Origin of the sequence: Vibrio sp. 10N.222.49.C9, from assembly GCF_041474985.1 — a bacterium.
GTDB lineage: Bacteria > Pseudomonadota > Gammaproteobacteria > Enterobacterales > Vibrionaceae > Vibrio > Vibrio crassostreae_C.
The window spans coordinates 44,509-66,646 of the sequence record NZ_JBFRVD010000022.1 but is presented as its reverse complement, the minus strand read 5'-3'; the positions used below and the strand labels follow the sequence as shown (position 1 = coordinate 66,646).

Here is a 22,138-nt window from a genome sequence, read left to right as displayed (position 1 = left end):
AATCTAGCAGTCTTTATGCCCAACCAGTTAGTCCTAAATCAAGGCTTATGACCTTTGTTTCAAGGCTAGTGTCGGTTTTTTGAAGCCTGTCGCAGCTATATTAAATCCATTGCAGTAAGTACAAAAATACCGAGAGTACAAGTGATAAGAGAAACAACAGTAGTAAGCGCGATGATGTTAGCCGCCAGTGTTGAGTTTCCTCCCATCGCACGAGCCATAACGTAGCTTGCCGCTGCCGTTGGTGCCGCGCTCATCAAGAAGATAAGCCCGAGATCGAGCCCTTCAAATCCTAAGTACCCAGCCGCCAATGTAATCAGTAACGGTGAGGCAATTAACTTGTAGCTAGAGGCAAACCACGTCGATAACTTTTCTTGTTTGAGCGAGCTGATATCGAGCGACCCACCGGTACACAGCAGTGCTAAAGGCAACGTCATGTTGGCAAAATATTGACCAGCATCAGTGACCATTTTTGGGATAGGAATCGAAAGTGCATAGAAGACGACCGCTAAGAAAATAGCGATGATCAATGGGTTTTTGGTAATCGACTTAGCGATCACTTTAATCGCTTTCGCGCCTGTGTCTTCGCCTTTGGGTGTCAGTGCAATTACGGCTTGAATGTTATACAGCACGGTTAGGGATGCGACATAGATAGCCGCCAATGCCACGCCTTGGTTACCATAAATATTAGCTACATAGGCGAGGCCGATGATCGCGGTATTGGCGCGGAATCCACCTTGGACAATCACACCTTGATCTTTCGAACCTTTAAATACTAATTTGGTTGAGAAAATCGTGAACAAGAAAAAGACAAAGTTAGCGATGACGCCAAACGCAACTAACGCGCTACTGGCTGAAAAGTTGTGATTCGATTGAACAATACTCAGAAATAGCATCGCGGGCAGGGTGACTTGAAATACCACCTTAGATGCGACATCAATGAAATTGTCATTGATTAAGCCGATTCGCTTGAGCATCACACCAAGAAACAGCATTAAACAGATAGGGCCTGTTACCGACGCCGAAAACGCAAACTGTTCCCAAAGTGTGTTCATTCTCTTTCCCTAGTTATTAAACTCAATAATCGGTTAACTCAAATTCCTTTGAATACTGTCGCATTTTTCCACAGTTCTTTGATAAGACAAAATGAATACCTAGGGTTAAGTAAAAAATCTTGAAAAAAAGAACGAACGTGCTAAAAATAATGTATCAGATTTATTATTGGTGAATAATGAGTAAGGGAAAGATAACCAAAGAGTATATTTTGAGCCATGCATTCGCGCTTGCAAGTGAGAATGGGCTTGAGAGTTTGACGATTGGCGAGTTAGCCAAGCAGTGTGGCATGTCTAAGAGTGGCTTGTTTGCACACTTCAACTCTAAAGAAAACCTGCAACTCTCTGTACTCGAGTATTCCAACGCCATATTCACCGAAAGAGTCATCATTCCCGCAAGAGAGCTGGGAGATGGTGATATTGAAGCGAAATTGAAACAGCTGCTCGACAATTGGTTGGGCTGGAACCATTCATTCCAAGGCAGTTGCATGTTTATTGATGCATGGAAAGATGCGGGCAGTGAAACGTCTGTGATTCAGAAAGCACTGCAGAAAACCATTTCAGTGTGGATTGATTACTTGACGATTCAGGTAGCAAAAGCGGTTGAGAGCAAACAGTTCAGAGCCGATTTAGATCCTAAACAGGCAACCTTTGAGTTATACGGCCTCTACTTGAGTGCCAACTTGTTCTACTCGTTACGAGGCCAACAAGCGAGCCACACCCACTTTTGGAGTGGTGTACAGCGCTTAATCGCTAGCTGGAAAGAGGTTTAGCTCGCAAAGCATCTGAGTTTTGTTTAACTAAGGCTTATAAGAAATTTTAAGAGAAGTGGCGGCAAGCAGCCATAAAAAGCGCTATCGCCATTTTTTACACTAACAAATAGCACGGTCGTTCGATTTTCAGGGCCGAGCTCGATCCGCCAATGATGATGGCGATACAAGGACCGGTCATGAGTGACAAAATCTACTTTAATACATCGAACAAATTCAGCTTCAAGCGCAGCTTAATTGGCGCAACAACCAATCTTCATTACATCCTAGCGCCGAGTCATGCGAAGAAAACAGCACGTAAGTTGCTGCTCACTCCAATGCGTACTGAGCAGAAAAATGCTGATCCCCAAGGGCTTATCAAGAGTGAAATCAAAGGTCGTGATGGCGTTTTAAAAACCTATTCTTTGGGTACGGGGCCTGTTTGGGTGCTGACTCATGGTTGGTCTGGCACTGCGAGTCAGTTTTTCCCTCTGATGGAACATATCGCCGCTAAAGGTTTTACGGCTCTGGCTTATGATCACCCTGCTCATGGTGGCAGTGATGGTGTACATGGTCATATTCCTGCGTTTGTGAACGGCCTTGAAGCGATTCTCGATTCGGTGGGTGAGGTAGCAGGTTTGGTCGGTCACAGTATGGGCACGGCTTCTGCGTTGGAATGTAAGCACGTTAAATTGGAAAACAAGCCATTATTGCTGATTGCACCTGTACTGGATTATCTAGAAAACCTATTTGGCAGCGTCGCGCGTTCTGGTTACTCAATGAAACTGTTCGAGGCGGTAGTTGGAGAAGTCGAAGAGCAGTTTAACTACCCGATTCAGTCTGTTGATCCCTATGGAAAGCTAGCGCTTCGTGAGTCTCAGACGATCATCGTTCATGATGAGCAAGACAAGTTTACTAAGTTTGATGTGTCTCAGCGTGCGGCTAATGAAATGGGTCGCGTTACTTTAATTGCGACTCAAGGACAGGGCCACGGGCGAGTAATGAAGTGCCCACAAGTGTTCGAGAGCTTTGATAACTTAATTGGCTAAGTCTAATACCAATCGTAGTAAATAACTGTTCACCCTAGCTTGTTAAAAATCTCGATAACGTCGTTAGATTTTTTGATTGTAGAATAACTACTCATCGAAAAAATCTGCCTTGTTCTCAAGCTTTTTTCCTGCGCTATTTTTGAACACTTGCTTACTGTGATTGGTATAACGAGCGCAAGTCAGTAGAACGCCAGTAAAAAGATCGTAAGCTCAAAGCTAAGAAAACAAACATTAAAAAGGCCAACCAGACATTATCTGGTTGGCCTTGCTTTTAGGTGCTTAGTTGGTGTTTAGCTCAATCCTATTTTTAGTTAGCACAGCTTGCTGGGCCGATCTCTTTCCACACGCCCCATTGGCCTGTCGTTGTTGGATCTTCACCGGTTGTCCACCATTTCGCTTCCCAAACCTTACCGCCTTGAGTCACTTGGTCGCCACCAGTGTAAACCGCGCCTGAATCCCAAGCGTTAGTACACGTACCGCCGCCTGTGGTTTTCTTTAGAACTTTCACTGAAGTAGCCGCAACCGATGTATCAGTGCCATCGCTGACCGTTACAGAGAAGTTCAGCGTTGTATCTTGCGTGTATTCCGCCGCGACAAAGCTCACTGAAGCACCTTGAACCGTTGCATCGATACCAGCAGGTACATCCCACGTGAAGGTCAATGTGTCTTGGTCTGGATCGCTTGAAGCCGAAGCATCAACCACGACTACATCACCTGCATTCACTTCAGCCGGAGCCGTAACCACAGCAACTGGTGCTGTATTGACTGGGCCTGTGTCTTTAGGAGTTACCGTTACAACAACGGTGTCAGTTGCAGTAGCGCCTTCGTTATCAGTTACCGTTAGGCTGAACGTGAGTGCTTCTTGTTGCGCGACTTCAACCACATCGAAGCTTACAACAGCCGCATTCGCGTTCGCCAGCGTTACTGCCGTGCCGCTTACTTGTGACCAAGCATAGCTCGCGATTGTACCGTCGCTGTCTTTTGAAGCGCTGCCATCTAGAGAAACAGAGGCTGGGCCTTCAACTGATTGGTCTGCGCCTGCAGCTGCCGTTGGTTTACGGTTTACAGGATCTGTTGTACCGCCAGCAAGGCCTTCATGCATTGCGTTGAGGATGTCGCCGTTGTCTGCATCAATTTCCCAAGAGAATAGACCCGCAAGGCCAAGGCTACGAACGTACGCGCCTTTTGCTTTTACTGAGCGGTCATCATCAAATGTGATGAGCTGACCTGAAGTACGGTTCCAAACGTAAGGCGCTTCTGCCATTTCGTCGTAGCCATATTCGAAGCCGTTGATGCCTTGGTTATTCGCGCCAAGCATGTTTGCTTTAATGCCTTTGTAATCAATAACGCCATCTTCCCATACGCCTTGCGCAGAGCTGCCTTTCAGTTTGCCGTTACCAACGCCTGTCATAGGGTCGCTCGGATCGGTGAGTGATGATGGTAATACGCCTTCCCAACCACGACCGTACATCGCTGTACCAACCACAAGCTTGTTCGCTGGAACACCTTGCTCAAGCAACAGTTGGATGCCGTTGTCTGTGGTGTAAGCTGGGCCTGTGTATTGTTCGCCATTTTCATCAAGGCCTGTGCCATCACATTGACCAGGACGCATGAAGTTACCGCAGTTTAGTGCTGTTTGGTGACCTAACACGTTGTTCCAACCGCCGTAGAAGTCGTAAGTCATTGCGAAGATGTAATCCATGTATTGGATAGCATCGCCGTAGTTCACGTCTTCAATCTTATCGTGACCAACACCGATCGCAGAAGTGAGCTCGTAAGTACGACCGTTTTCCGCCTCTAGCTCATCTAGCATCACGCGAAGTTCTGCCATCAGTGCAATGTAAGCTGGGCCGTCATTTACAGGATCACCAAGGTCTGGAGCAGCACCGCCACCACCAGGGAATTCCCAATCGATATCCACACCGTCGTAGAATTTCCATGTGTTAAGGAATTTCTTAACAGACGCTACAAAGGTGTCACGGTTGGCTTTAGTTGTGAAATCAAAGAACGGGTCAGACAGCGTCCAGCCACCAATCGATGGGATGATCTTCAAATCAGGATTACGCTGTTTGAGCGCCATCATCATTGCGTAGTTACCCTTGATCGGTGAGCTGTATTCGTGTCCCGCTTGAGGGAAGCTTTTCTGGAAAGCCGCCCAAGGGTCATGAATCACCACTTCGTAATCGTTAACACCCTGACAAGCTGTCATGAGGGCGTTGTAGCTGTTTCCACCTACCGATTTTACTGATTCGTTAGGACCACAAATTGGGATGAAGCCGTAAAGGATGTGGGTCAAGTTATCAGCAGGTAGGTTATCTACCGTGTAGTCACGACCATAAATACCCCACTCAACAAAGTAAGTACCGACTACCGTGTTTGGATCTGTGTTGTATGACTTGTTGTTTGGATCCACATTCATCGCAAGTGGCGCTAAGTGTGCGCCATCTGTATCGGCAATCGTGATTTTAGCGGGTGCGCTTTTGCTACAACCTGTTTCGTCACACGCTTCTATTTCCATTTCGAATAAGCCGCCTTGGCCATATTCGAATGAAGCCGTGGTTTGGCTGCCAGTGATTGGGCCAGTGGCTACTTTAACGCCATCAAAGTAGATGTTGTACGTGTTTCCTGACGTTCCGCTCCATTGGTTGAACTTAACGTCGACTTTTGCTTTGTCGTGATATTTCACCATCTGGTTGTAGCCAGAGGTGGTTTCCATCGCGAGTTCAATTTTAGAAAATTGCAGGTTGTTGGAACCGTACATGTCGATGCTAGGTGCTGTTGGAGCAGCTAATGCTGTACCAGATAGCGCTAGAGCAATGCTTGCAGCACAGGTATTTATACGAATCATACTATTTCTCTCATTCCTTGAAGATTACGAGAACCCAATGGCCCCATAAACGGCTCCAATCAGTTTTGAAGGAGCTTCCCAGTCAGTATTCGAGAGAGTTTTAATTTCATAACTGAAAATAAATCCGTTTTCGATGGACAACTAAAAAATTGTATCTTGTTACAATTATGTTGCTTAATGAGTGAGATGCTGAGTCCATGTTTTATAAAATAAAACATCCTTCAGTAGGAAAATCTCACAAGTGAAAATTCACAACATGAAGTTATGAAAAGGTGCGACAAACTATAAGAAAATACTGTGAATTGAAGCAGAATCACAAAGTGAAGTGTGTTGAGCGAGCGAGGCCAATCGACGAGTAGGCTAATGCTTCTGGAAGCAAGGAGAAGAGGAGGTTTATCTTTTGAATTGCTCAGCTAGGGAAGCACGTCGTTGTTGCATGACACTATGGGTATCACCAATTGCAGTATCTTCGTAGCCTTCTTTAACAAATTGCTGAGACGGTACGCTTGGCTCTAGTCGCTTCAAGCGAGGTGAATCATAGGTGCCGCTGATGGTGTAAACGGTGGTTCCAGATCCTGTGTTGATCGTGACAATCTTACCGTCAAAATCGAATGAGGTAGTGATAAGACGATGATTCATCATCACACCTTTGTCTGAAAGTGTCAGGATATCGGTGTTGTAAGGTGGCGCCGCAATCTCTATCCATGTGCCATAGACGTTGCTTGGGCTAACAGATTGTTGGTGGGCTTGGTAAGCAAAATAGCCCGCGGTGAGGGCAATCATAAAGCCAGCTAATAGGAAGCTGTAGAGTAACGAGTTGGCAAATAAATCTCTGCTTTTGACCGACTTTTTTGCCATTATTTCTTCATTTTCCCACTGATATTATTTTAGATTCTATTAACTAAAACCTTAGTTTGCAAAAATTGTTATAAGAGTTAGAAGCAGGATCGAATGTTCCAATAAATTTGGTTGCGTTGGCGATTTTTTGCCTGATTCCTTGGTATTTACGTTATCAATGAAAGCGAATTCAAGAAATGCTTAAGCTATGCGTATTTATTTCTTGTAGGAAAGTCTCGAATTGGTTAAAACAATTATCACCTAAATTTACGCATAGGCTTACTCGGTGAGCTCAATAATTGCAATTTGAAGATAACAAGGAAGTACAATGATTAAAGAAAACACATACTTTGAAGGTGGCGTTAAGTCGTTAGCGTTTAACCAGTCTGGTGCTGATGTGAGTGTTGGTGTAATGGCGGTTGGTGAGTATACGTTCGGTACTGCGGCTCCAGAAAAGATGACCGTTGTTAAAGGTGCTTTGATTGTAAAGCGTGTTGGCGATGATGACTGGACGACATACCAAGCTGGTGAGTCTTTTGACGTTGCGGGTGACTCTTCATTCGACCTACAGGTAAAAGAAGCGACGGCTTACCTGTGTGAGTACTTGTAATCAGATCTAAATTTGTTCAATCAGGGCATCGTTTGTCTCTGATTGAATAGAAGAAAACCACGCTCTAGGAGCGTGGTTAAATAAGTGATAGTAACCGGCAGTGGATAGTGTCACTTGTTTTTGTAGCCATCAAATGGATGACCAAATCGTTGTTCGTTGCAAAATCTCTTCAACCTTCAAAGCTCAAAGCCAAGACATCAGTAAGTCTCAAACACACCGTTGTTGTAGTCTTGAATTGTCTGTTCAATCTCTTCCATCGAGTTCATGACAAACGGACCATAGTGCACGACAGGTTCATTAATCGGCTGACCAGAAAAAATCAGTACACCTGAATCTTCTAGGCTTTCTAAAGACAACAATTCAGCTTTGGTGAGCAGGGCAAGTTGACTTTGGTTGATGACTTTGTCGCCGATCTTAATACTGCCTCGGTACACATAAGTCATGGCATTGTGATTAACATTAGTCCCTAACGTGACTTTTTGCCCAGAATGAGAGCGCCAATCCGCAACGCTTAATGGCACACCTGTTTTCTGTAATGGACCCTGCGCTCGTAAAGCCTCTGAATCCTTGTCAGTTTGGTTGTGCAGTTCAAACCCTCCGGCAATCACTCTTAACAAATCACTTTGTTCACTTTGATGCTCCGCGATGCTTTCACTTTGGAAATCGTGATACTGAGCTGGCTGCATTTTGTGTGTCGCAGGTTGGTTTATCCAAATCTGAAAACCATGCAGCGCACCTTCTTCCATCATTGGCATTTCGCTGTGAATGACACCACGGCCTGCGGCCATCCATTGAGCGCCACCGCTGCGTAGCTCTCCAACATTCCCCATATGGTCTTTGTGTTGGAAGTGACCTTGGAGCATGTAAGTGAGCGTTTCTATCCCACGGTGAGGATGTGGAGGAAAGCCGCCAACATAGTCTTTGCTTTCATCCGACTTCAGTTCATCAATCATTAAAAATGGAGAGAAACGTGCGTTATTAAAACCTGCGAGTCGTTGGATTTTGACGCCATCACCATCTGAGGTGGCATGTGCTGTAATCAAATGATCTACTGCTCTTACATTCGTCATTTTGAAACCCTCATAAACTTGAATAGCTGTAGTTTATGTAATTTGATTTAAAAAGAAGATGGCACAGCGTTGAGTGACTTATTCGAAAATCTTGAACAGGTAACAATATGAAATTATGTCTATACTCAATAGAGAGTATATCGCCAAGGAGGCCGCTATGGCAGTTCAGCAAAAACATGGCGAAAGGCATGGTCGGATAGGTTTTGATAACGACTTTACAACGGAGCAAAGCCAGCGCTTTACAGAGGTTGCAAACAGCGCAGTTAAACGCCGCGTGAAAAAACGTGAGATAGAAGCGCCGTTTATTCAGTCAGCTAAGCAAGCCGCTTTTAAAACCGTGGTGAGGCGACCTAAAGGGAATAACCCAAACCGAACACGTCAAGTCATATGGATTATTATGATCGGGTTAGTGAGTCTTTGGCTTATGTACCTTGCAGGTTAGCAGCGCCGCTCCGTTATAGGAATGGCTAGCGTTGGCGCGTTTTTAATAGCGTAACATTGTTCCCTTCGATCTTCGCTTCAAAGCAATCTTCAAGTTCAGATGAATCCGGTGCTGAGCTAACAAGGCTCGTTGGTAGTTCTTCTATCAGGGTCGATACTGGGTTGTCGTGATAATAAGCATATCGGTTTTTTCCTGAATGCTTGGCAACATACATCGCTTTATCAGCACATCTCGTCAGCTCATGTAATTCTTGGGCATCTTGCGGATACAAAGCAACCCCAACACTTAACGTCAATTCCTTGATTCTCTCGTTTGTTTGGCAGCCGCTTTCGAACAGCCCGCAGATCCTATCTAGAATGCCGTCTAGATCTTTACGAGTTGGCACATCGTAGAGCATCAGAACAAACTCGTCTCCAGCAAAGCGCGCGATGGAATAATCGTATTCATGGCTTTTTCTGTCTCTGGTTCGAATGTTGTTGCTCAAGCGATTGGCAAAATGCTGTAAGACACTGTCTCCCACATCGTGCCCGTAGCTGTCGTTAATGCCTTTAAAGTCATCTATATCCAAAAAGACCAATGCCGTAAGTGATCGCTCACTATCCACGGTGGCTAGTTTTTCTGTCGCCCAGCGTTCAAAGCTCCAACGGTTTGCCAAGCCGGTTAACTGATCTCTGTAAGCGAGATCTTCAATGCCTTCTTTATACAGGCGTTGAATATAACTGACGGCTTTTGTGTAGTAATAGGCGGATGTGTGGCACACCAAGCTCATGGTAAATAAGCTAAGGAAAAATCTGTGTGTGCTGTTAAATGGTAAAGAAAAATTGTTGGGCATTGCTGTAATCAAGGTGCTGATGAACAGGCAAAACGAGGTGCTGAAGATTATGCCAATTCTGAAATCATTAATGAAAATGACCGCGGCCAGAATTGGGTAGAGCCAGAGGATGCGATCTGGGATGGCGTGACTGTACAAGAATAGGATGACGCCCTGAACTAGAAGAACACCACTCAGAATCAATTCGGAATACTCAGGATTGATGACTTTTCTTACATATAAAGCGTTAGAAATGGCAATGATGGCGAAGCACAATTCGAATATTGACAGCGTGTAATGCTCGCCTTCGAAGTAAGCCCGAGTATAGAAAATGAATAACGCAGCGGCAGTCAGTGAAAAGGAGTGGACAATTTTTTGCTTGCGGGTGGATCGTATGTCCGCCATTTCTTCTAGGTGCCTGCCGACGAGCCTTTTCATGTGATCTGTGCCAAAGTTTTTGATAATGGTGTTAATAGTAGATTAAATAACAAGCTATGCAGAGGCTTAGATGTCTATTTAGTGTGACTACTATCAAGGTTTCATATGAAAGGCTGTTCAATCAATTCCAAATAGTGATGTATATCACCGATGGTGCTGGTCATCTCTAGAAGATTAGATTTAAGCATCAAACTTGTAACCGTTGTTTGATGTTTATCTACTTGCTTTCCAGAGAGTTACTCCACATAGTTTGTAAACGACCAAAATTAAGAAAGGCTCATTATGTTAATTACCTTTAGTTGTAAAGCTCATGCTAGTGTCACGATGTTTGGTGAAGTCGGCCTCCAGTTCATCAAGATGCTTGGGCATAGCGGCTCCATCCCAGGTGCTATGGATGCTTCAGAGGTTCCTCAAGCTCTGGATAATCTACGTGCTGCTATTGCAGCAGAGCAGAGCAAGTCCGTAGAGCATGAAAATACTGATGACGACAATGAAGAAGAGGTGGTTGAAGCGCCTGTTAATATCGGTAGTCGAGCGTTCCCACTGGTTGAATTATTAAAAGCTGCCATCAAAGATGAATGTGAAGTAATGTGGGAAGACGGTAGCGGCAAGCGACTGTAGTACGATTCACGCGAAACGTAACAAGCCTATTGAATCTATTTTAATCAGAATGAATGCTGAACCAGTATCGGACACACCATGACCATGGAGTTTTATGGTGATGAACCGATACTGGTGTTTTTTTAGTGAAGTAATCCACTCGTTTCTGTTTATTTACAAGGTTCGTCAGCCCTGAAATGAGTGACTTTTGTTATCGTAATATCAATCCATAACAGACCGTAAACAAAGTGATGCTGTTCACGCTTTCTTGACTCCCAATTCTGAACTAAGAATTTTTCCTAGTTATTCTAAGACCCTCTCTCATGCGGTCGATTTTTAGACTCCTTATTATTTCACGGTCAACTAACAAACAATGTATGGCCGCAATTATGCCGTGCAGACCTCACAAAAAATAAGAGAGTTCACAATGTTAAAGTTCCTAGATCAGGTTCGAAAACCGACGCTGGATCTTCCGGTCGAAACTAGAAGAAAAATGTGGTTTAAACCATTCCTACAATCTTACCTCGTCGTGTTCATTGGTTATCTAACCATGTATTTGATCCGTAAGAACTTCAATGTCGCGCAAAACGACATGATTTCTACTTATGGATTATCGATGACGGATCTAGGTCTTATCGGTCTGGGTTTCTCTATCACTTACGGTATCGGTAAAACCGTCGTTTCCTATTATGCCGATGGTAAAAACACCAAGCAGTTCCTGCCATTCATGCTTGTCCTTTCTGGTATCGCTATGTTGGGCTTCAGCTTCAGTATGGGCGGTGGCAGTGCTAGCTTATTCTTGATGGTTGCCTTCTATGCGTTGAGTGGTTTCTTCCAAAGTACCGGCGGTCCTTCAAGCTACTCGACCATCACTAAATGGACGCCTCGTAACAAGCGTGGTTCTTATTTAGGCCTTTGGAATATGTCGCACAACGTGGGTGGCGCAGGTGCCGCTGGTGTTGCTCTGTTTGGAGCTAACTACCTATTTGATGGCAACGTGATCGGTATGTTCGTGTTCCCATCAATCATTGCGATTGTGGTTGGCTTTATTGGTATGCGCTTTGGTAATGACTCTCCAGAAGCCTATGGTCTAGGTACGGTTGAAGAGTTGTTTGATGAAGAAGTCAGCGAAGAAGATACGGCTGCTGAAGAAAATCAAATGACTAAGAAAGAGATCTTTGTTGAATACATCCTGAAAAACAAAGTGATCTGGTTGCTCTGCTTCGCGAATATCTTCTTATACATTGTTCGTATCGGTATCGATCAATGGTCTACCGTTTATGCGTATCAAGAGCTAGGTCTATCAAAAGAAACCGCGATTTCAGGCTTCACTCTGTTTGAGGTTGGTGCACTGGTCGGTACGTTAATGTGGGGTTATCTGTCAGACCTTGCGAACGGACGCCGTGCTTTGGTTGCTTGTGTATCGCTTGGCCTGATTATCGTTTCGCTAGAGTTCTACCAGCATGCAACCAGTGAGTTCATGTACCTAGCATCACTGTTTGTGCTTGGTTTCCTAGTATTTGGTCCTCAGTTGCTGATTGGTGTTGCTGCAGTAGGTTTCGTGCCTAAGAAAGCAATCAGCGTTGCGGATGGCGTGAAAGGTACATTTGCTTACTTAATTGGTGACAGCTTTGCCAAACTTGGCCTAGGTATGATTGCAGACGGCACACCTATTTTTGGCTTAACGGGTTGGAAAGGCACGTTCGCAGCGCTTGATACGTCAGCTGCCATTTGTATCGTGTTACTGCTATTCGTTGCGGTTGCGGAAGAGAAGAAGATTCGCCACGCTAAGAAAATACACTTAGCGTCTCAAAACGCGTAGCGAGTCTCACGTGCTTTATTGGTTTAAAGCACGTGAGATCATACCAATCGTTAGTTCGATTCAGTATCATCTCTATTAATAAACTTAATTTTAGATAGCTCCTGTTGGGGCTATTTTTCTTTCTTACTCTTAATTTTGGTTAATATCATGATTAATGTTGCGCTTGTTGATGACCACGTCATTGTTCGATCTGGCTTTGCTCAATTACTCAGTCTTGAAGCTGATATTACGGTCGTGGGGGAATTCAACTCTGCGGCAGAAGCGCGCCTAGGATTGCCAAGTTGTCACCCTGATGTCGTGATCTTAGATATCTCAATGCAAGACGAAAGTGGCCTGAGCTTATTGGAAGAGATTCCATCTGGCATTGCCAGCATCATGTTGAGCGTTCATGACTCGCCGGCGATGGTTGAGAAGTCATTAGAGTTAGGAGCCAAAGGTTATCTCAGCAAGCGCTGTAGCCCTGATGAGTTAATCCAAGCCGTACACACGAGCGCAAATGGTGGCTGTTATCTCACGCCCGATATCGCCATAAAGCTTGCGACGCCCATGAAGAATAAAGCCTCTTTAAATCAGCTCACCCGCAGAGAAAGCGAAGTGTGTCAGTTATTGGCGACAGGGCTCGATGTAAAATCTATTGCCGTAGAGCTAGGGGTTAGCCATAAAACGGTGCATGTACACCGTGCCAATGCTATGGACAAACTCAATGTTAAGAACAACGTCGAGTTAGCTAAATTGTTTACACAAGACCAGTATTAATGCGTTCTTACCTAGCCACCTCCCTGTGTGGGGTTTTTATGGCTGGTTGTGCATGGTTCTGTTTGTGGGTTATTGCCTTCTATTTTATTAATGACCCTGAGTTAGCCATTCTGCTTTTCCCGTTTTCACTTCGATTGGGAATGACGCTGCACACTCGCACTCACTATTGGCCTGCTATCTATATTGCCGAGTGGGGGCTTGCGATCGCTTTAGCTCTGCTGCTTGATGAACCTCAATGGCTGACGATACTCATCGCCAGTGGATTGAGTATTCCTGCCACGCTAATTGCCAAGCGTTATTATTCTGGTGACCAGAATCGTCACTTGTTAGTGATGGCGAGCTTAATCATGGTCACAGCATTCATTAATGTTGCCGTTGTGGGTTCTCATGTTCCGGCTGTTTACATGGTGTGGTTGGTGAGTATTACTGGCGGACTGATGCTGGTGCCGATGTGTTATCTAGTCTGGAACTATCTATTCCAAAACAAGTGGTCACCACTGGGCTCTTACTTAATCCATAATGTTGTAGAGTTCAAAATCCGTCACATCGCTTTATATAGCGTCTTGTTGGTCGCCAGTATTTTGATACAAACCAGTTTGCCTGATGAGCTAAGGCGCTTTGCCCCATTCTGTATGGCGATCCCTATTATCTTGCTGGCCGTTCGTTACGGATGGCAAGGCGCTCTGCTTGCAACAATGCTAAATAGTGTCGCGCTGATTGCTGCTCATAGTGGAACGTCCAAACTCGAAATTACCGATTTGCTCTTGTCTCTATCTGCTCAAACCATCACTGGTATATTGCTTGGTTTAGCGGTTCAAAAGCAGAAAGATCTCAACTCGAAATTACGCAGTGAGCTTTCCAGAAATCAAAACCTTTCACGTCAGTTAGTTACCGCTGAAGAGTCAGTTCGTCGTGATATTGCGCGTGAGTTGCATGATGAAATCGGCCAAAACATCACGGCAATTCGTACTCAGGCAAGCATTATTAAACGTGTCGACGCGGCTGAGATGAGCGTTCGCTGTGCGGGTACCATTGAATCATTATCTTTGAATGTTTATGACACCACCAAACGTCTACTTACAAAATTAAGACCTAAGATGCTGGACGATCTGGACCTAAAAGATTCCGTGGAACAGCTTATTCGAGAGATGGAGTTTTCGGATCACGGCGTTGATATTCAGTTAAATTGGCAAGGTGATTACTCGTGTTTGAGTGACACGCTTAAGGTCACTATCTTCAGGCTGTGCCAAGAATCTCTAAACAATGCCTCTAAATACGCCAACGCGAGCGAAATCAGAATTGAACTGCTTTTAGGTGACCAGGCTTATCTTCAGATATCAGATAATGGCATTGGTTTTACAGCGCAAGATCTTCTCAAAGGAATGGGTGTTCGCGGTATGCAAGAGCGTGTTCAGGCGCTCGGCGGCAAGATGACAATCAACGCTAATGGCTCATCTTCGGGTACCAATATCAGCGTTACATTACCTAAAGTGTGAGAACGAATATGTTTGGATTTCTGCGCTCAACAACGTCAGAGAGTGATGCTCTAACTGATGATGAGGTCAATCAGAGTTATCGCTATTGGCGCCTTCACATCATGATAGGAATGTATGTCGGCTATGCGGGTTTTTACTTCACTCGTAAAACCTTTAATTACGCCGCGCCTGCAATGATCACCGATCTAGGTTTGGACAAAGGCGATATCGGCTTAATTGGCACGCTCTTTTATCTTTCTTATGGCTTATCGAAATTTATCTCAGGCACGATATCGGATCGGTCGAACCCTCGTTACTTCATGGGGCTTGGCCTAATCGCGACTGGTCTGATAAACATCGCGTTTGGCTTTTCGAGTTCGTTAGCGGCTTTTATCTCGCTATGGGTACTGAATGCATGGTTCCAAGGTTGGGGCTGGCCATCGTGTTCCAAGTTATTGACGACTTGGTATTCTCGCTCCGAAAGAGGCTTTCGCTGGGCAATCTGGAATACAGCGCACAACGTTGGTGGAGCGCTTATCCCTATTCTTGTGGGTTATCTAACGCTGCAGTTCAGTTGGCGAGCTGGGTTTATCTGGCCGGGTGTGATTGGTGTTTTTATCGGTCTTATTGTCTGCTGGCGCTTACGTGACAAGCCCACCACCATGGGACTTCCGACGGTAGGGAAGTGGCGCAGTGATCACCTGGAATTAGCGCAAGAGAGCCATGGGCAAGGGTTAAGCTATCGAGAGATCCTGAAAACCTATGTGTTCAGCAATAAGTACATTTGGTTGCTCGCCTTTAGTTATGTGTTGGTTTACATCGTAAGAACGGCAGTTAACGACTGGGGCAATTTATACCTCACCGAAGAACACGATTACAGTTTGATCAACGCCAACGCTGCCTTGTCTCTGTTCGAGATAGGAGGTTTTGTTGGTTCACTTGTTGCTGGGTGGGGATCGGATAGGTTGTTTGGTGGCAACCGCGGTCCAATGAACATCTTGTTTGCGATTGGCATCTTCCTTTCGGTTTCGGCTTTATGGCTTATGCCTTTAACCAACTTTGTGTTTCAAGCGGCTGGGCTATTCTGCGTTGGCTTTTTTGTTTTTGGCCCTCAAATGCTTATTGGCATGGCGGCGGCGGAATGTTCACATAAAGACTCTGCCGGGGCGGCGACAGGTTTTGTTGGCTTGTTTGCTTATATGGGAGCAGCACTTTCTGGTTACCCATTAGCGCTCGTTCTAGAAGCTTACGGCTGGAGTGGGTTCTTCATTACCATCTCTACTTGTGCGGCCGTTATTGGCTTGCTGTTACTGCCTTTCCTACAAGCTCAATCACCTCAGAAAAGTGCAGAAGCTCGCTCTGGTTTTTAAGGAACGATAACAAGATAGTCACTAGTGTTTGTATTCAGATGCTTGTATCGCTGCTGTAATCAGTGCGATACAAGCCGCTATCTTATTCTCAGCGCTTTCTACTCGTGATATTCAAATGTGACTATTTTCACGCTTTTCATCGGTCTCACCTGTTTCTAAGAATTTTTCCTATTGCGTCTAAGACCTCATCTCATGTGGGTTCTAGCCGAGCTCTGTAGTCTTTCTAATTATTTACGTTATTAGAAATCAGCTCTCTGAATTGTGTTCAAAGGGCTCACTACGGAAAACGCCATGCCACTCAGCCACCTCTCAGAACACTCATTTTTCCCAATGGAAAACACCATCCAAAATTATGCATGGGGGAGCATTTCTTCGATACGTGAACTGTTTGGCTTTCAGAATGAGTCACAAGAGCCGCAAGCGGAAGTTTGGATGGGAGCGCATCCAAAAGGTTGCTCAATGGTTAAGCTTGACCAGCACTTGGTGCCTCTCTCTGAGCTGATTAACAAGAATAAACCGGCCTATCTATCAAGCGATATTGCGCAGGAGTTTGGTGAACTGCCGTTCTTGTTTAAGATCTTGGCAGCAGAAAAAGCGTTGTCTGTTCAGGTTCACCCAAACAAGCGCCAAGCAGAGGTTGGCTTTGCAAGAGAGGAGCAAGCAGGAATCCCTCTGACTGCAGGACATCGTAATTACAAAGACTCTAACCACAAACCTGAATTGGTTTACGCGATCACTGAATATCAAGCAATGAATGGCTTTCGAGAATTCGATGAAATATTAGGGTTGTTCAGAAAGTTGAATTCGAGCGAGCTGGCTGGTTTAGTTGAAGAGTTTGGCAACCACCTTGATTCTCTAGGTTTAGAGGCGTTTTTCCGTGATTTATTAACTCTGGACGACCAACGTAAACACCGAGCATTAGAGCAACTTCTGGCTTACGCAGCCGCTCACCAAGGTCAATCTGAGTTTGCTTTGGTTACTGAGCTTAGCCACCAGTACCCGAATGATATCGGTTTGTTTTGCGTTCTGCTGCTTAACTTGATCACACTACGGCCGGGTGAAGCGATGTATTTGAATGCAAACACTCCGCACGCATACATCAAGGGGACTGGGCTCGAGATTATGGCCAATTCAGACAATGTGCTGCGAGCTGGCTTAACGCCAAAACACATTGATGTCGCTGAGTTGGTTGCCTGCACAGAGTTTACACCAATCCCGTTCGAACGCTTGTTGTTAGCACCTTCAAAGTTAGGTCAATGTGATCGCTATGATATCCCAGTTAGTGACTTTGATTTCAATATTTTTCATCGCCCAAAGCAAGAAGAAGTCATCACAAGCGGTGCTGAAATTTTAATGGCGATAGATGATGATTTAACGTTAATGAGTCAGAAAGGTGAACACCTAACACTCACCAAAGGGCAATCGGTATTTATCCCAGCTTATATTGGTCATTATGTACTGAGCAGTAATGGGCGAGTGGCTAGGGCGTTTAATTAGAGATGGTGTTTGTGGTATAGATTGAGCTCCATCCCCACAAAATCATCATCTCCTTCATCAACAACGTGATAGCCAAGCGATTGATAAAAGTTAATAGCACGAGCATTACTTTTAAAACTCGATAGAGTGACTTGACTAAGTTGCTCTGCCATAGCTTTTTTATGTATGAGAGTCATGACTTGCTTGCCAAGCGAACGACCTTGGTACTGGGGGAAAATGATCAGCAAATGAATATGGTATGCGTTGTCATAAGGTTTAAAGCAGGCGAGCCCCACTCTTTTATTTTCGCGATATACCCAATGAAACCAAGATGGATGGTATTCGTTTAAAAGTCGTTGACGTTGAAAGTCGTCATCCCAGCCGAAAACGCTATCTACGTGTATGAAGATACCTTGTTTAACACACGCAAACAGTTCATCGAATTCAGAATTTGAAGCGAGTTGGAGTTGTATGTTCTCTTCTTTCATTGCCACTTTTACCGCTTCCTTATCAAACGCCTTTGAATAAGCAAACAGTAACATAATTGAAGAAGCCGAATTAGCTTAGATTTGCGAAGTGATGAAACCAAAAAGCCATGCGTGATGCATGGCTAAGAATAAAGTCTTGGATTGATTTTTCTATACGATCTTAAGCGCGTGATGGCGTGTGAGCTGTTTGTGTAGCGAGTCTTTTAGCTCCATGCGTTCTACTTTGAGGTTGTGCATGCTGTCGTCATCGATAGGGCTGCCAGAGATTTCTAGCTGACGGATGTCGTAGTCGAGTTGGTGGTATTTCTGCATGTCTGCTTTGAATTTTTCGTCGTCGTGGTTGAGCTGAACAATGTCTAATTTAAGATCTGGGAAATCTAAGATAAAGGCATGGTTTTCATTGAGCATTGGCACTTCCTCTCTAGTCGAATTATTAACAGTATAGAAGCAATTTTTCGAAAGAAATGTGGTTCAAAACACAAAGCCGTAAAGCGATCAAAAAAGGGCGTAAACTCGTAGGATTATCCTCGAACTTGCGCCCTTTTGTATGTATATAGCTAACTATTTATAGTTATATGTTTAGAACTATAAGAGTTTAAAGCAGAAAGTTTACTTTGCTTTCTTACCAGAGCGTTGCTGCTCTTTGTGTGCAAGCTTCTCTTTTTTGCGTTGCTCGATAAGGTGAGCAGCTTCGCCGCCTACGTGGGTTTCGCCACGAGCATTCGACAGTTGAACTTGCTTTTCACGTTCACGGAAACGGGCTTTCTGCTCGTCGCTGTGCTTATCAATACACTTAGGGCAGCTTACGCCTTTCTCGAAGTGTTTAGAGGCTTTGTCTTCGTCAGTGATTGGCAGGCGACACGCGTTACACACATCGTAACCGCTCTTTTCTAGCTGGTGGTTTACTGCAACTCGACCATCAAATACGTAGCAGTCGCCTTCCCACATGCTCTCTTCTTCAGGTACCTCTTCTAGGTACTTAAGAATGCCGCCTTCAAGGTGATAAACCTCATCAAAGCCTTGCTCTTTCATGTAGGCTGTTGATTTTTCGCAACGAATACCGCCAGTACAGAACATCGCAACTTTCTTGTGCTTCTTAGGATCAAGGTTGTCTTCAACGTATTGAGGGAATTCACGGAAGGTTTCTGTGTTTGGGTTTACAGCATTTTTGAAGGTGCCGATGTCCACTTCGTAGTCGTTACGAGTATCAACCAGAATCACATCAGGATCAGAGATCAATGCGTTCCACTCGTTTGGTTTCACGTAAGTGCCAACAACATGGCGTGGGTCGATGCCCTCAACGCCCATGGTTACGATCTCTTTCTTAAGCTTAACCTTGGTGCGATTGAATGGTTGTTCTTCGTTGAACGACTCTTTGTAAACAACATCAGCCAAGCGAGAATCTTGTTTGAACCATTGAAGAAGGGCGTCGATCGATTCGCGCTTACCTGCAACGGTACCGTTGATACCTTCACTCGCAAGTAACAAAGTACCGCGGATTTGGTTGGCTTCTAACACGTCAGTGAGTGGCTGGCGAATTTCTTGGTAATCATCAAGTGCTACGAATTTATACAGAGCACATACAACATATTGAGACATGGTTTTTCCTTTCTGCGAGCTGGAACGTAAATCCAGAGCGGTTGCCTTTTATGATACATACTGAGTTTGATTTACTCAGGTTTGCCCATATTGGCTTATTAAAATCCGCCGCAGTATAACCAAGCCAAGGAAGGACAAAAACCAACCAAAAGTAGGGCTATTTAGCATTGTTATTAGTGTGGCTTTTGGACTAAGAAATGCAATGAAACCGTTTTATCTGGTTCGAATTACAACACGTATTCCCAAACCAAAAAGGCCCTGCTGTAAAAATACATCAGGGCCTTGGTATTGAATCTGTCTGACTTAATCAGCGATTACGCTTGGTTAAGTACTTCCGCTAAGCGTTTCACCGCTTCTGTTAATTCTTCTGGGTTGGCGTTAGTGAAGTTTAAGCGCAGTGCGGCTTTTGCTTCATCGGCCTTTGGATAAAATACTGGGCTTGGTACAACCGCCACGCCATTCGATAGCAAGGTTTTCGCCAGTTCGAAGGTGTCGCACTCTGGGATCTCAACCCAAATGAACATCCCGCCATCTACGGCTTTTAACACGCAATCTGCAGGCAGTTGTTTCTCTAGCTCTGAGAACAGCACTTCATAACGAGACTTGTACAGAGTGCGAATGTTTTCCATGTGTACGCCAAAATCTTCATGTTTTAGAAGACCAACAAGCAGCGCTTGCATAGGTACACTTGAGTGTAAATCCGCGCCTTGCTTCACTTTGATCAGTGGCTCAAGGTAGCTGCGTTTGCCTGTTACCGCGCCAATACGTAGACCTGGCGATGCAATCTTAGAGAATGAACGAAGAACGATAGAGTTATCAGGGCAGAACGAAGAAACCAACGGCAGCTCTGTGCCTGTGAAACGTAGCTCACGGTATGGCGCATCTTCAATGAATGCCACGTTGTATTTGATACACAGCTCAGCCACTTTTTGACGAGTTTCTGTTGCCCAGCACACACCGGTTGGGTTGTGAAAATCAGGCACCGCGTAGAACATTTTTGGCGCTTGCTGTGCAAAGCATGTTTCCAATTCATCTAGATTCGGCCCAAATTCGGTTTGAGACACGGTCGCAATGTTTGCTTGAACTAGGCCAAACACCTGCATCGCACCTAAGTAGCTTGGCGCTTCCATCACAACCACATCACCTGGATCGACATACGCACGCGCAATCAAATCCAAACCTTGCTGAGAGCCAGTACAAATCATTACCGTGTGTGACTCTGGCAATTGGTAGCTTTGTGTTAGGTGGTCAAGCAACGGGCCGTAACCGGCAGTAGAGCCGTATTGGAAAACTTCAGGCATGTTCGCTAGGTTTTCTAGCGTTGGCTTCATTAAATCGATTGGGAATGTTTTCTCGTCCGGTAAACCGCCGGCCAATGAGATGACATTTGGATCACTTGCGGCTGCGAGGATCTCTCGAATGTATGAAGATTGAATCTGTTGTAATGACTGTGCGATTTCCATGTGTTGTGTCTCGTCGTTTATCGTTTTTATTCTATCGCTTGATATTACACGGCAATTGTAAAAACTAGCGTGTCCGTTTATGCTCTTAAACATGTCCATTTATGCTATTTAAACGATGTCACGTCAACACATATCGCGAATCAATGATGTCCTGTTCCATATTCACCAAGACATCAGTCAGCCTTTGTCTGCCAAAGAGTTATCTGAGATAGCGGCCTATTCAGAACAGCACTTTCATCGCACCTTTAAAAGCGTGGTCGGGGAGTCGTTGCATCAATATATCCGACGCACTCGAATGGAGTATGCAGCCAACCAATTGATGTTTGATACCAGCTCGTCAGTGGTCGAGATCGCCCATAAATGTGGCTTTAGCTCGGTGTCTTCGTTTAGTCGAGCATTTAAAGCGACCTTTAATATGTCTCCGGGCGAGTGGCGTAAACACGATTTACAAGTAGCAGAAAAACCCTATTTGAAAGATCCCGAAGTGGCGGCGGGCTATTTGAATGTGGCGCAGCGAGTATTGCCCGAACCCAAGATCGTTGAAGTGCCTGAACGCATGGCGGCCTATGTTCGACATACGGGTTATAACCGCTCTATTCGCAATGCGTGGTTGATATTGAAAGCGTGGGCGAATTCCGAACAGCGTGATTTTTCGAGCCAATTTGGTTTGCATCACTCAAACCCTGCTTGGGTTGAAATGGATCAGTGTCGTTATGTCGCGTGTATCGCGATTGATGAGCCGATTAAGTATCGTAGCGTAGTTAATCAGATGGTGATTCCGGGCGGCTTACACGCTGTGTTTCGACTAAATGGCCGCTATGGAGAACTGCTACCACAGATCAGTATGGTGTTAGAAAAGTGGCTACCCACATCTGGTTTCAAACAGCGCTCGACTCCCGCGTATGTGCATTATCATCAGAATCATTTTCTCAACACCGATGAAGTGTTCGAACTCGATTTCTACCTTCCCGTGAGCTTTTACTAATCGATGGTTGTGCTGTTTTGTTGAACCAGACTTTGATCTTTTGTTGAGACAAATTAGCACAACCAATAGCAGCTAACGATTTTATGCAGTTGGCCTAAGATAAAGATGCTTTGTTGATAATCTACTCTAAGTAAATGATGACAACGTACGGATTAAACGATAGCATTTCGTTCTAATTGCAAATAGTTCTTAATATCACTC

Annotated in this window: 20 protein-coding genes; 11 read left to right on the top strand and 9 right to left on the bottom strand. The window is 44.8% G+C overall.

What is annotated here, in order from left to right; translation table 11 throughout:
* Positions 1–95: 95 nt before the first annotated feature.
* Entirely contained in the window at positions 96–1,052 is a 957-nt protein-coding gene (locus AB4585_RS09590; RefSeq protein ID WP_048610304.1) for an AEC family transporter, read from the bottom strand.
* Between the two features lie 176 nt (positions 1,053–1,228).
* Here AB4585_RS09590 and AB4585_RS09585 point away from each other — a divergent pair, with 176 nt between their 5' ends.
* Together AB4585_RS09585 and AB4585_RS09580 are read left to right on the top strand one after the other, a co-directional pair.
* A complete protein-coding gene (locus AB4585_RS09585) occupies positions 1,229–1,822 on the top strand; it encodes a TetR/AcrR family transcriptional regulator (protein WP_017072389.1) in 594 nt (197 codons plus the stop codon).
* A gap of 176 nt (positions 1,823–1,998) precedes the next feature.
* Complete coding sequence (locus tag AB4585_RS09580) at positions 1,999–2,847, top strand: alpha/beta hydrolase (protein WP_017065066.1); 849 nt, start codon at positions 1,999–2,001, stop codon at positions 2,845–2,847.
* Positions 2,848–3,154: 307 nt separating this feature from the next.
* On the opposite strand, the gene AB4585_RS09575 is transcribed toward AB4585_RS09580, so the two are convergent.
* Positions 3,155–5,695: a glycosyl hydrolase family 18 protein gene (locus AB4585_RS09575; protein ID WP_372169684.1), complete on the bottom strand. Its 2,541-nt coding sequence runs from the start codon at positions 5,693–5,695 to the stop codon at positions 3,155–3,157.
* Between the two features lie 393 nt (positions 5,696–6,088).
* Complete coding sequence (locus AB4585_RS09570) at positions 6,089–6,553, bottom strand: DUF2850 domain-containing protein (protein ID WP_372169682.1); 465 nt, start codon at positions 6,551–6,553, stop codon at positions 6,089–6,091.
* Between the two features lie 307 nt (positions 6,554–6,860).
* Between AB4585_RS09570 and AB4585_RS09565 the strand changes: the two genes are divergently transcribed.
* The gene (locus AB4585_RS09565; protein ID WP_017069675.1) at positions 6,861–7,142 is read left to right on the top strand and encodes a pyrimidine/purine nucleoside phosphorylase; all 282 of its coding nucleotides are present in this window, start codon (positions 6,861–6,863) and stop codon (positions 7,140–7,142) included.
* A gap of 197 nt (positions 7,143–7,339) precedes the next feature.
* Here the strand turns inward: AB4585_RS09565 and AB4585_RS09560 are convergent, their stop codons facing one another.
* Positions 7,340–8,212 carry a pirin family protein gene (locus AB4585_RS09560; protein ID WP_372169680.1) on the bottom strand — a complete coding sequence of 291 codons (873 nt, stop codon included), beginning with the start codon at positions 8,210–8,212 and terminating at the stop codon, positions 7,340–7,342.
* A 157-nt stretch (positions 8,213–8,369) separates the two neighbouring features.
* Between AB4585_RS09560 and AB4585_RS09555 the strand changes: the two genes are divergently transcribed.
* Positions 8,370–8,654, top strand: coding sequence for a hypothetical protein (locus AB4585_RS09555; protein WP_017061541.1), 285 nt, complete (start codon positions 8,370–8,372; stop codon positions 8,652–8,654).
* Positions 8,655–8,679: 25 nt separating this feature from the next.
* Here AB4585_RS09555 and AB4585_RS09550 read toward each other — a convergent pair whose 3' ends face one another.
* Positions 8,680–9,870: a GGDEF domain-containing protein gene (locus tag AB4585_RS09550; RefSeq protein ID WP_372169761.1), complete on the bottom strand. Its 1,191-nt coding sequence runs from the start codon at positions 9,868–9,870 to the stop codon at positions 8,680–8,682.
* A gap of 315 nt (positions 9,871–10,185) precedes the next feature.
* Here AB4585_RS09550 and AB4585_RS09545 point away from each other — a divergent pair, with 315 nt between their 5' ends.
* The 6 genes from AB4585_RS09545 to manA all read left to right on the top strand — a co-directional run bounded on the left by AB4585_RS09545 (position 10,186) and on the right by manA (position 17,423).
* Positions 10,186–10,524 (top strand): DUF1840 domain-containing protein, encoded by a 339-nt coding sequence (locus AB4585_RS09545; RefSeq protein WP_017061543.1) that lies wholly within the window; start codon positions 10,186–10,188, stop codon positions 10,522–10,524.
* A gap of 406 nt (positions 10,525–10,930) precedes the next feature.
* Positions 10,931–12,325 carry a hexose-6-phosphate:phosphate antiporter gene (gene uhpT / locus AB4585_RS09540; RefSeq protein ID WP_017061544.1) on the top strand — a complete coding sequence of 465 codons (1,395 nt, stop codon included), beginning with the start codon at positions 10,931–10,933 and terminating at the stop codon, positions 12,323–12,325.
* 147 nt (positions 12,326–12,472) lie between these two features.
* Positions 12,473–13,081 carry a transcriptional regulator UhpA gene (gene uhpA / locus AB4585_RS09535; RefSeq protein ID WP_017061545.1) on the top strand — a complete coding sequence of 203 codons (609 nt, stop codon included), beginning with the start codon at positions 12,473–12,475 and terminating at the stop codon, positions 13,079–13,081.
* Positions 13,081–14,577: a signal transduction histidine-protein kinase/phosphatase UhpB gene (gene uhpB / locus AB4585_RS09530; RefSeq protein ID WP_372129844.1), complete on the top strand. Its 1,497-nt coding sequence runs from the start codon at positions 13,081–13,083 to the stop codon at positions 14,575–14,577. The genes uhpA and uhpB overlap by 1 nt, the downstream gene beginning before the upstream one ends.
* An 8-nt stretch (positions 14,578–14,585) precedes the next feature.
* On the top strand, positions 14,586–15,926 hold the full coding sequence (locus AB4585_RS09525; RefSeq protein ID WP_065583566.1) for an MFS transporter: 1,341 nt from the start codon (positions 14,586–14,588) through the stop codon (positions 15,924–15,926).
* Between the two features lie 291 nt (positions 15,927–16,217).
* Positions 16,218–17,423: a mannose-6-phosphate isomerase, class I gene (gene manA / locus AB4585_RS09520; RefSeq protein WP_372169677.1), complete on the top strand. Its 1,206-nt coding sequence runs from the start codon at positions 16,218–16,220 to the stop codon at positions 17,421–17,423.
* On the opposite strand, the gene AB4585_RS09515 is transcribed toward manA, so the two are convergent.
* From AB4585_RS09515 to AB4585_RS09500, 4 genes are all read right to left on the bottom strand, one after another.
* Positions 17,420–17,944 (bottom strand): N-acetyltransferase, encoded by a 525-nt coding sequence (locus AB4585_RS09515; RefSeq protein WP_065583568.1) that lies wholly within the window; start codon positions 17,942–17,944, stop codon positions 17,420–17,422. The genes manA and AB4585_RS09515 overlap by 4 nt on opposite strands.
* Positions 17,945–18,040: 96 nt before the next feature.
* Positions 18,041–18,298 (bottom strand): YdcH family protein, encoded by a 258-nt coding sequence (locus tag AB4585_RS09510; RefSeq protein WP_009846137.1) that lies wholly within the window; start codon positions 18,296–18,298, stop codon positions 18,041–18,043.
* A gap of 201 nt (positions 18,299–18,499) precedes the next feature.
* Positions 18,500–19,489 carry a rhodanese-related sulfurtransferase gene (locus tag AB4585_RS09505; RefSeq protein ID WP_017065056.1) on the bottom strand — a complete coding sequence of 330 codons (990 nt, stop codon included), beginning with the start codon at positions 19,487–19,489 and terminating at the stop codon, positions 18,500–18,502.
* A gap of 314 nt (positions 19,490–19,803) precedes the next feature.
* Positions 19,804–20,952 (bottom strand): PLP-dependent aminotransferase family protein, encoded by a 1,149-nt coding sequence (locus AB4585_RS09500; protein ID WP_017065696.1) that lies wholly within the window; start codon positions 20,950–20,952, stop codon positions 19,804–19,806.
* A 115-nt stretch (positions 20,953–21,067) separates the two neighbouring features.
* Between AB4585_RS09500 and AB4585_RS09495 the strand changes: the two genes are divergently transcribed.
* Complete coding sequence (locus AB4585_RS09495) at positions 21,068–21,937, top strand: GyrI-like domain-containing protein (protein ID WP_017061552.1); 870 nt, start codon at positions 21,068–21,070, stop codon at positions 21,935–21,937.
* Positions 21,938–22,138 lie beyond the last annotated feature (201 nt).

Excerpts from the sequence above, each read along its gene's own strand:
- AB4585_RS09590 (WP_048610304.1), bottom strand. The coding sequence starts at position 1,052 with ATGAACACACTTTGGGAACAGTTTGCGTTTTCGGCGTCGGTAACAGGC.
- AB4585_RS09585 (WP_017072389.1), top strand. The coding sequence starts at position 1,229 with ATGAGTAAGGGAAAGATAACCAAAGAGTATATTTTGAGCCATGCATTC.
- AB4585_RS09580 (WP_017065066.1), top strand. The coding sequence starts at position 1,999 with ATGAGTGACAAAATCTACTTTAATACATCGAACAAATTCAGCTTCAAG.
- AB4585_RS09575 (WP_372169684.1), bottom strand. The coding sequence starts at position 5,695 with ATGATTCGTATAAATACCTGTGCTGCAAGCATTGCTCTAGCGCTATCT.
- AB4585_RS09570 (WP_372169682.1), bottom strand. The coding sequence starts at position 6,553 with ATGGCAAAAAAGTCGGTCAAAAGCAGAGATTTATTTGCCAACTCGTTA.
- AB4585_RS09565 (WP_017069675.1), top strand. The coding sequence starts at position 6,861 with ATGATTAAAGAAAACACATACTTTGAAGGTGGCGTTAAGTCGTTAGCG.
- AB4585_RS09560 (WP_372169680.1), bottom strand. The coding sequence starts at position 8,212 with ATGACGAATGTAAGAGCAGTAGATCATTTGATTACAGCACATGCCACC.
- AB4585_RS09555 (WP_017061541.1), top strand. The coding sequence starts at position 8,370 with ATGGCAGTTCAGCAAAAACATGGCGAAAGGCATGGTCGGATAGGTTTT.
- AB4585_RS09550 (WP_372169761.1), bottom strand. The coding sequence starts at position 9,870 with ATGGCGGACATACGATCCACCCGCAAGCAAAAAATTGTCCACTCCTTT.
- AB4585_RS09545 (WP_017061543.1), top strand. The coding sequence starts at position 10,186 with ATGTTAATTACCTTTAGTTGTAAAGCTCATGCTAGTGTCACGATGTTT.
- uhpT (WP_017061544.1), top strand. The coding sequence starts at position 10,931 with ATGTTAAAGTTCCTAGATCAGGTTCGAAAACCGACGCTGGATCTTCCG.
- uhpA (WP_017061545.1), top strand. The coding sequence starts at position 12,473 with ATGATTAATGTTGCGCTTGTTGATGACCACGTCATTGTTCGATCTGGC.
- uhpB (WP_372129844.1), top strand. The coding sequence starts at position 13,081 with ATGCGTTCTTACCTAGCCACCTCCCTGTGTGGGGTTTTTATGGCTGGT.
- AB4585_RS09525 (WP_065583566.1), top strand. The coding sequence starts at position 14,586 with ATGTTTGGATTTCTGCGCTCAACAACGTCAGAGAGTGATGCTCTAACT.
- manA (WP_372169677.1), top strand. The coding sequence starts at position 16,218 with ATGCCACTCAGCCACCTCTCAGAACACTCATTTTTCCCAATGGAAAAC.
- AB4585_RS09515 (WP_065583568.1), bottom strand. The coding sequence starts at position 17,944 with ATGTTACTGTTTGCTTATTCAAAGGCGTTTGATAAGGAAGCGGTAAAA.
- AB4585_RS09510 (WP_009846137.1), bottom strand. The coding sequence starts at position 18,298 with ATGCTCAATGAAAACCATGCCTTTATCTTAGATTTCCCAGATCTTAAA.
- AB4585_RS09505 (WP_017065056.1), bottom strand. The coding sequence starts at position 19,489 with ATGTCTCAATATGTTGTATGTGCTCTGTATAAATTCGTAGCACTTGAT.
- AB4585_RS09500 (WP_017065696.1), bottom strand. The coding sequence starts at position 20,952 with ATGGAAATCGCACAGTCATTACAACAGATTCAATCTTCATACATTCGA.
- AB4585_RS09495 (WP_017061552.1), top strand. The coding sequence starts at position 21,068 with ATGTCACGTCAACACATATCGCGAATCAATGATGTCCTGTTCCATATT.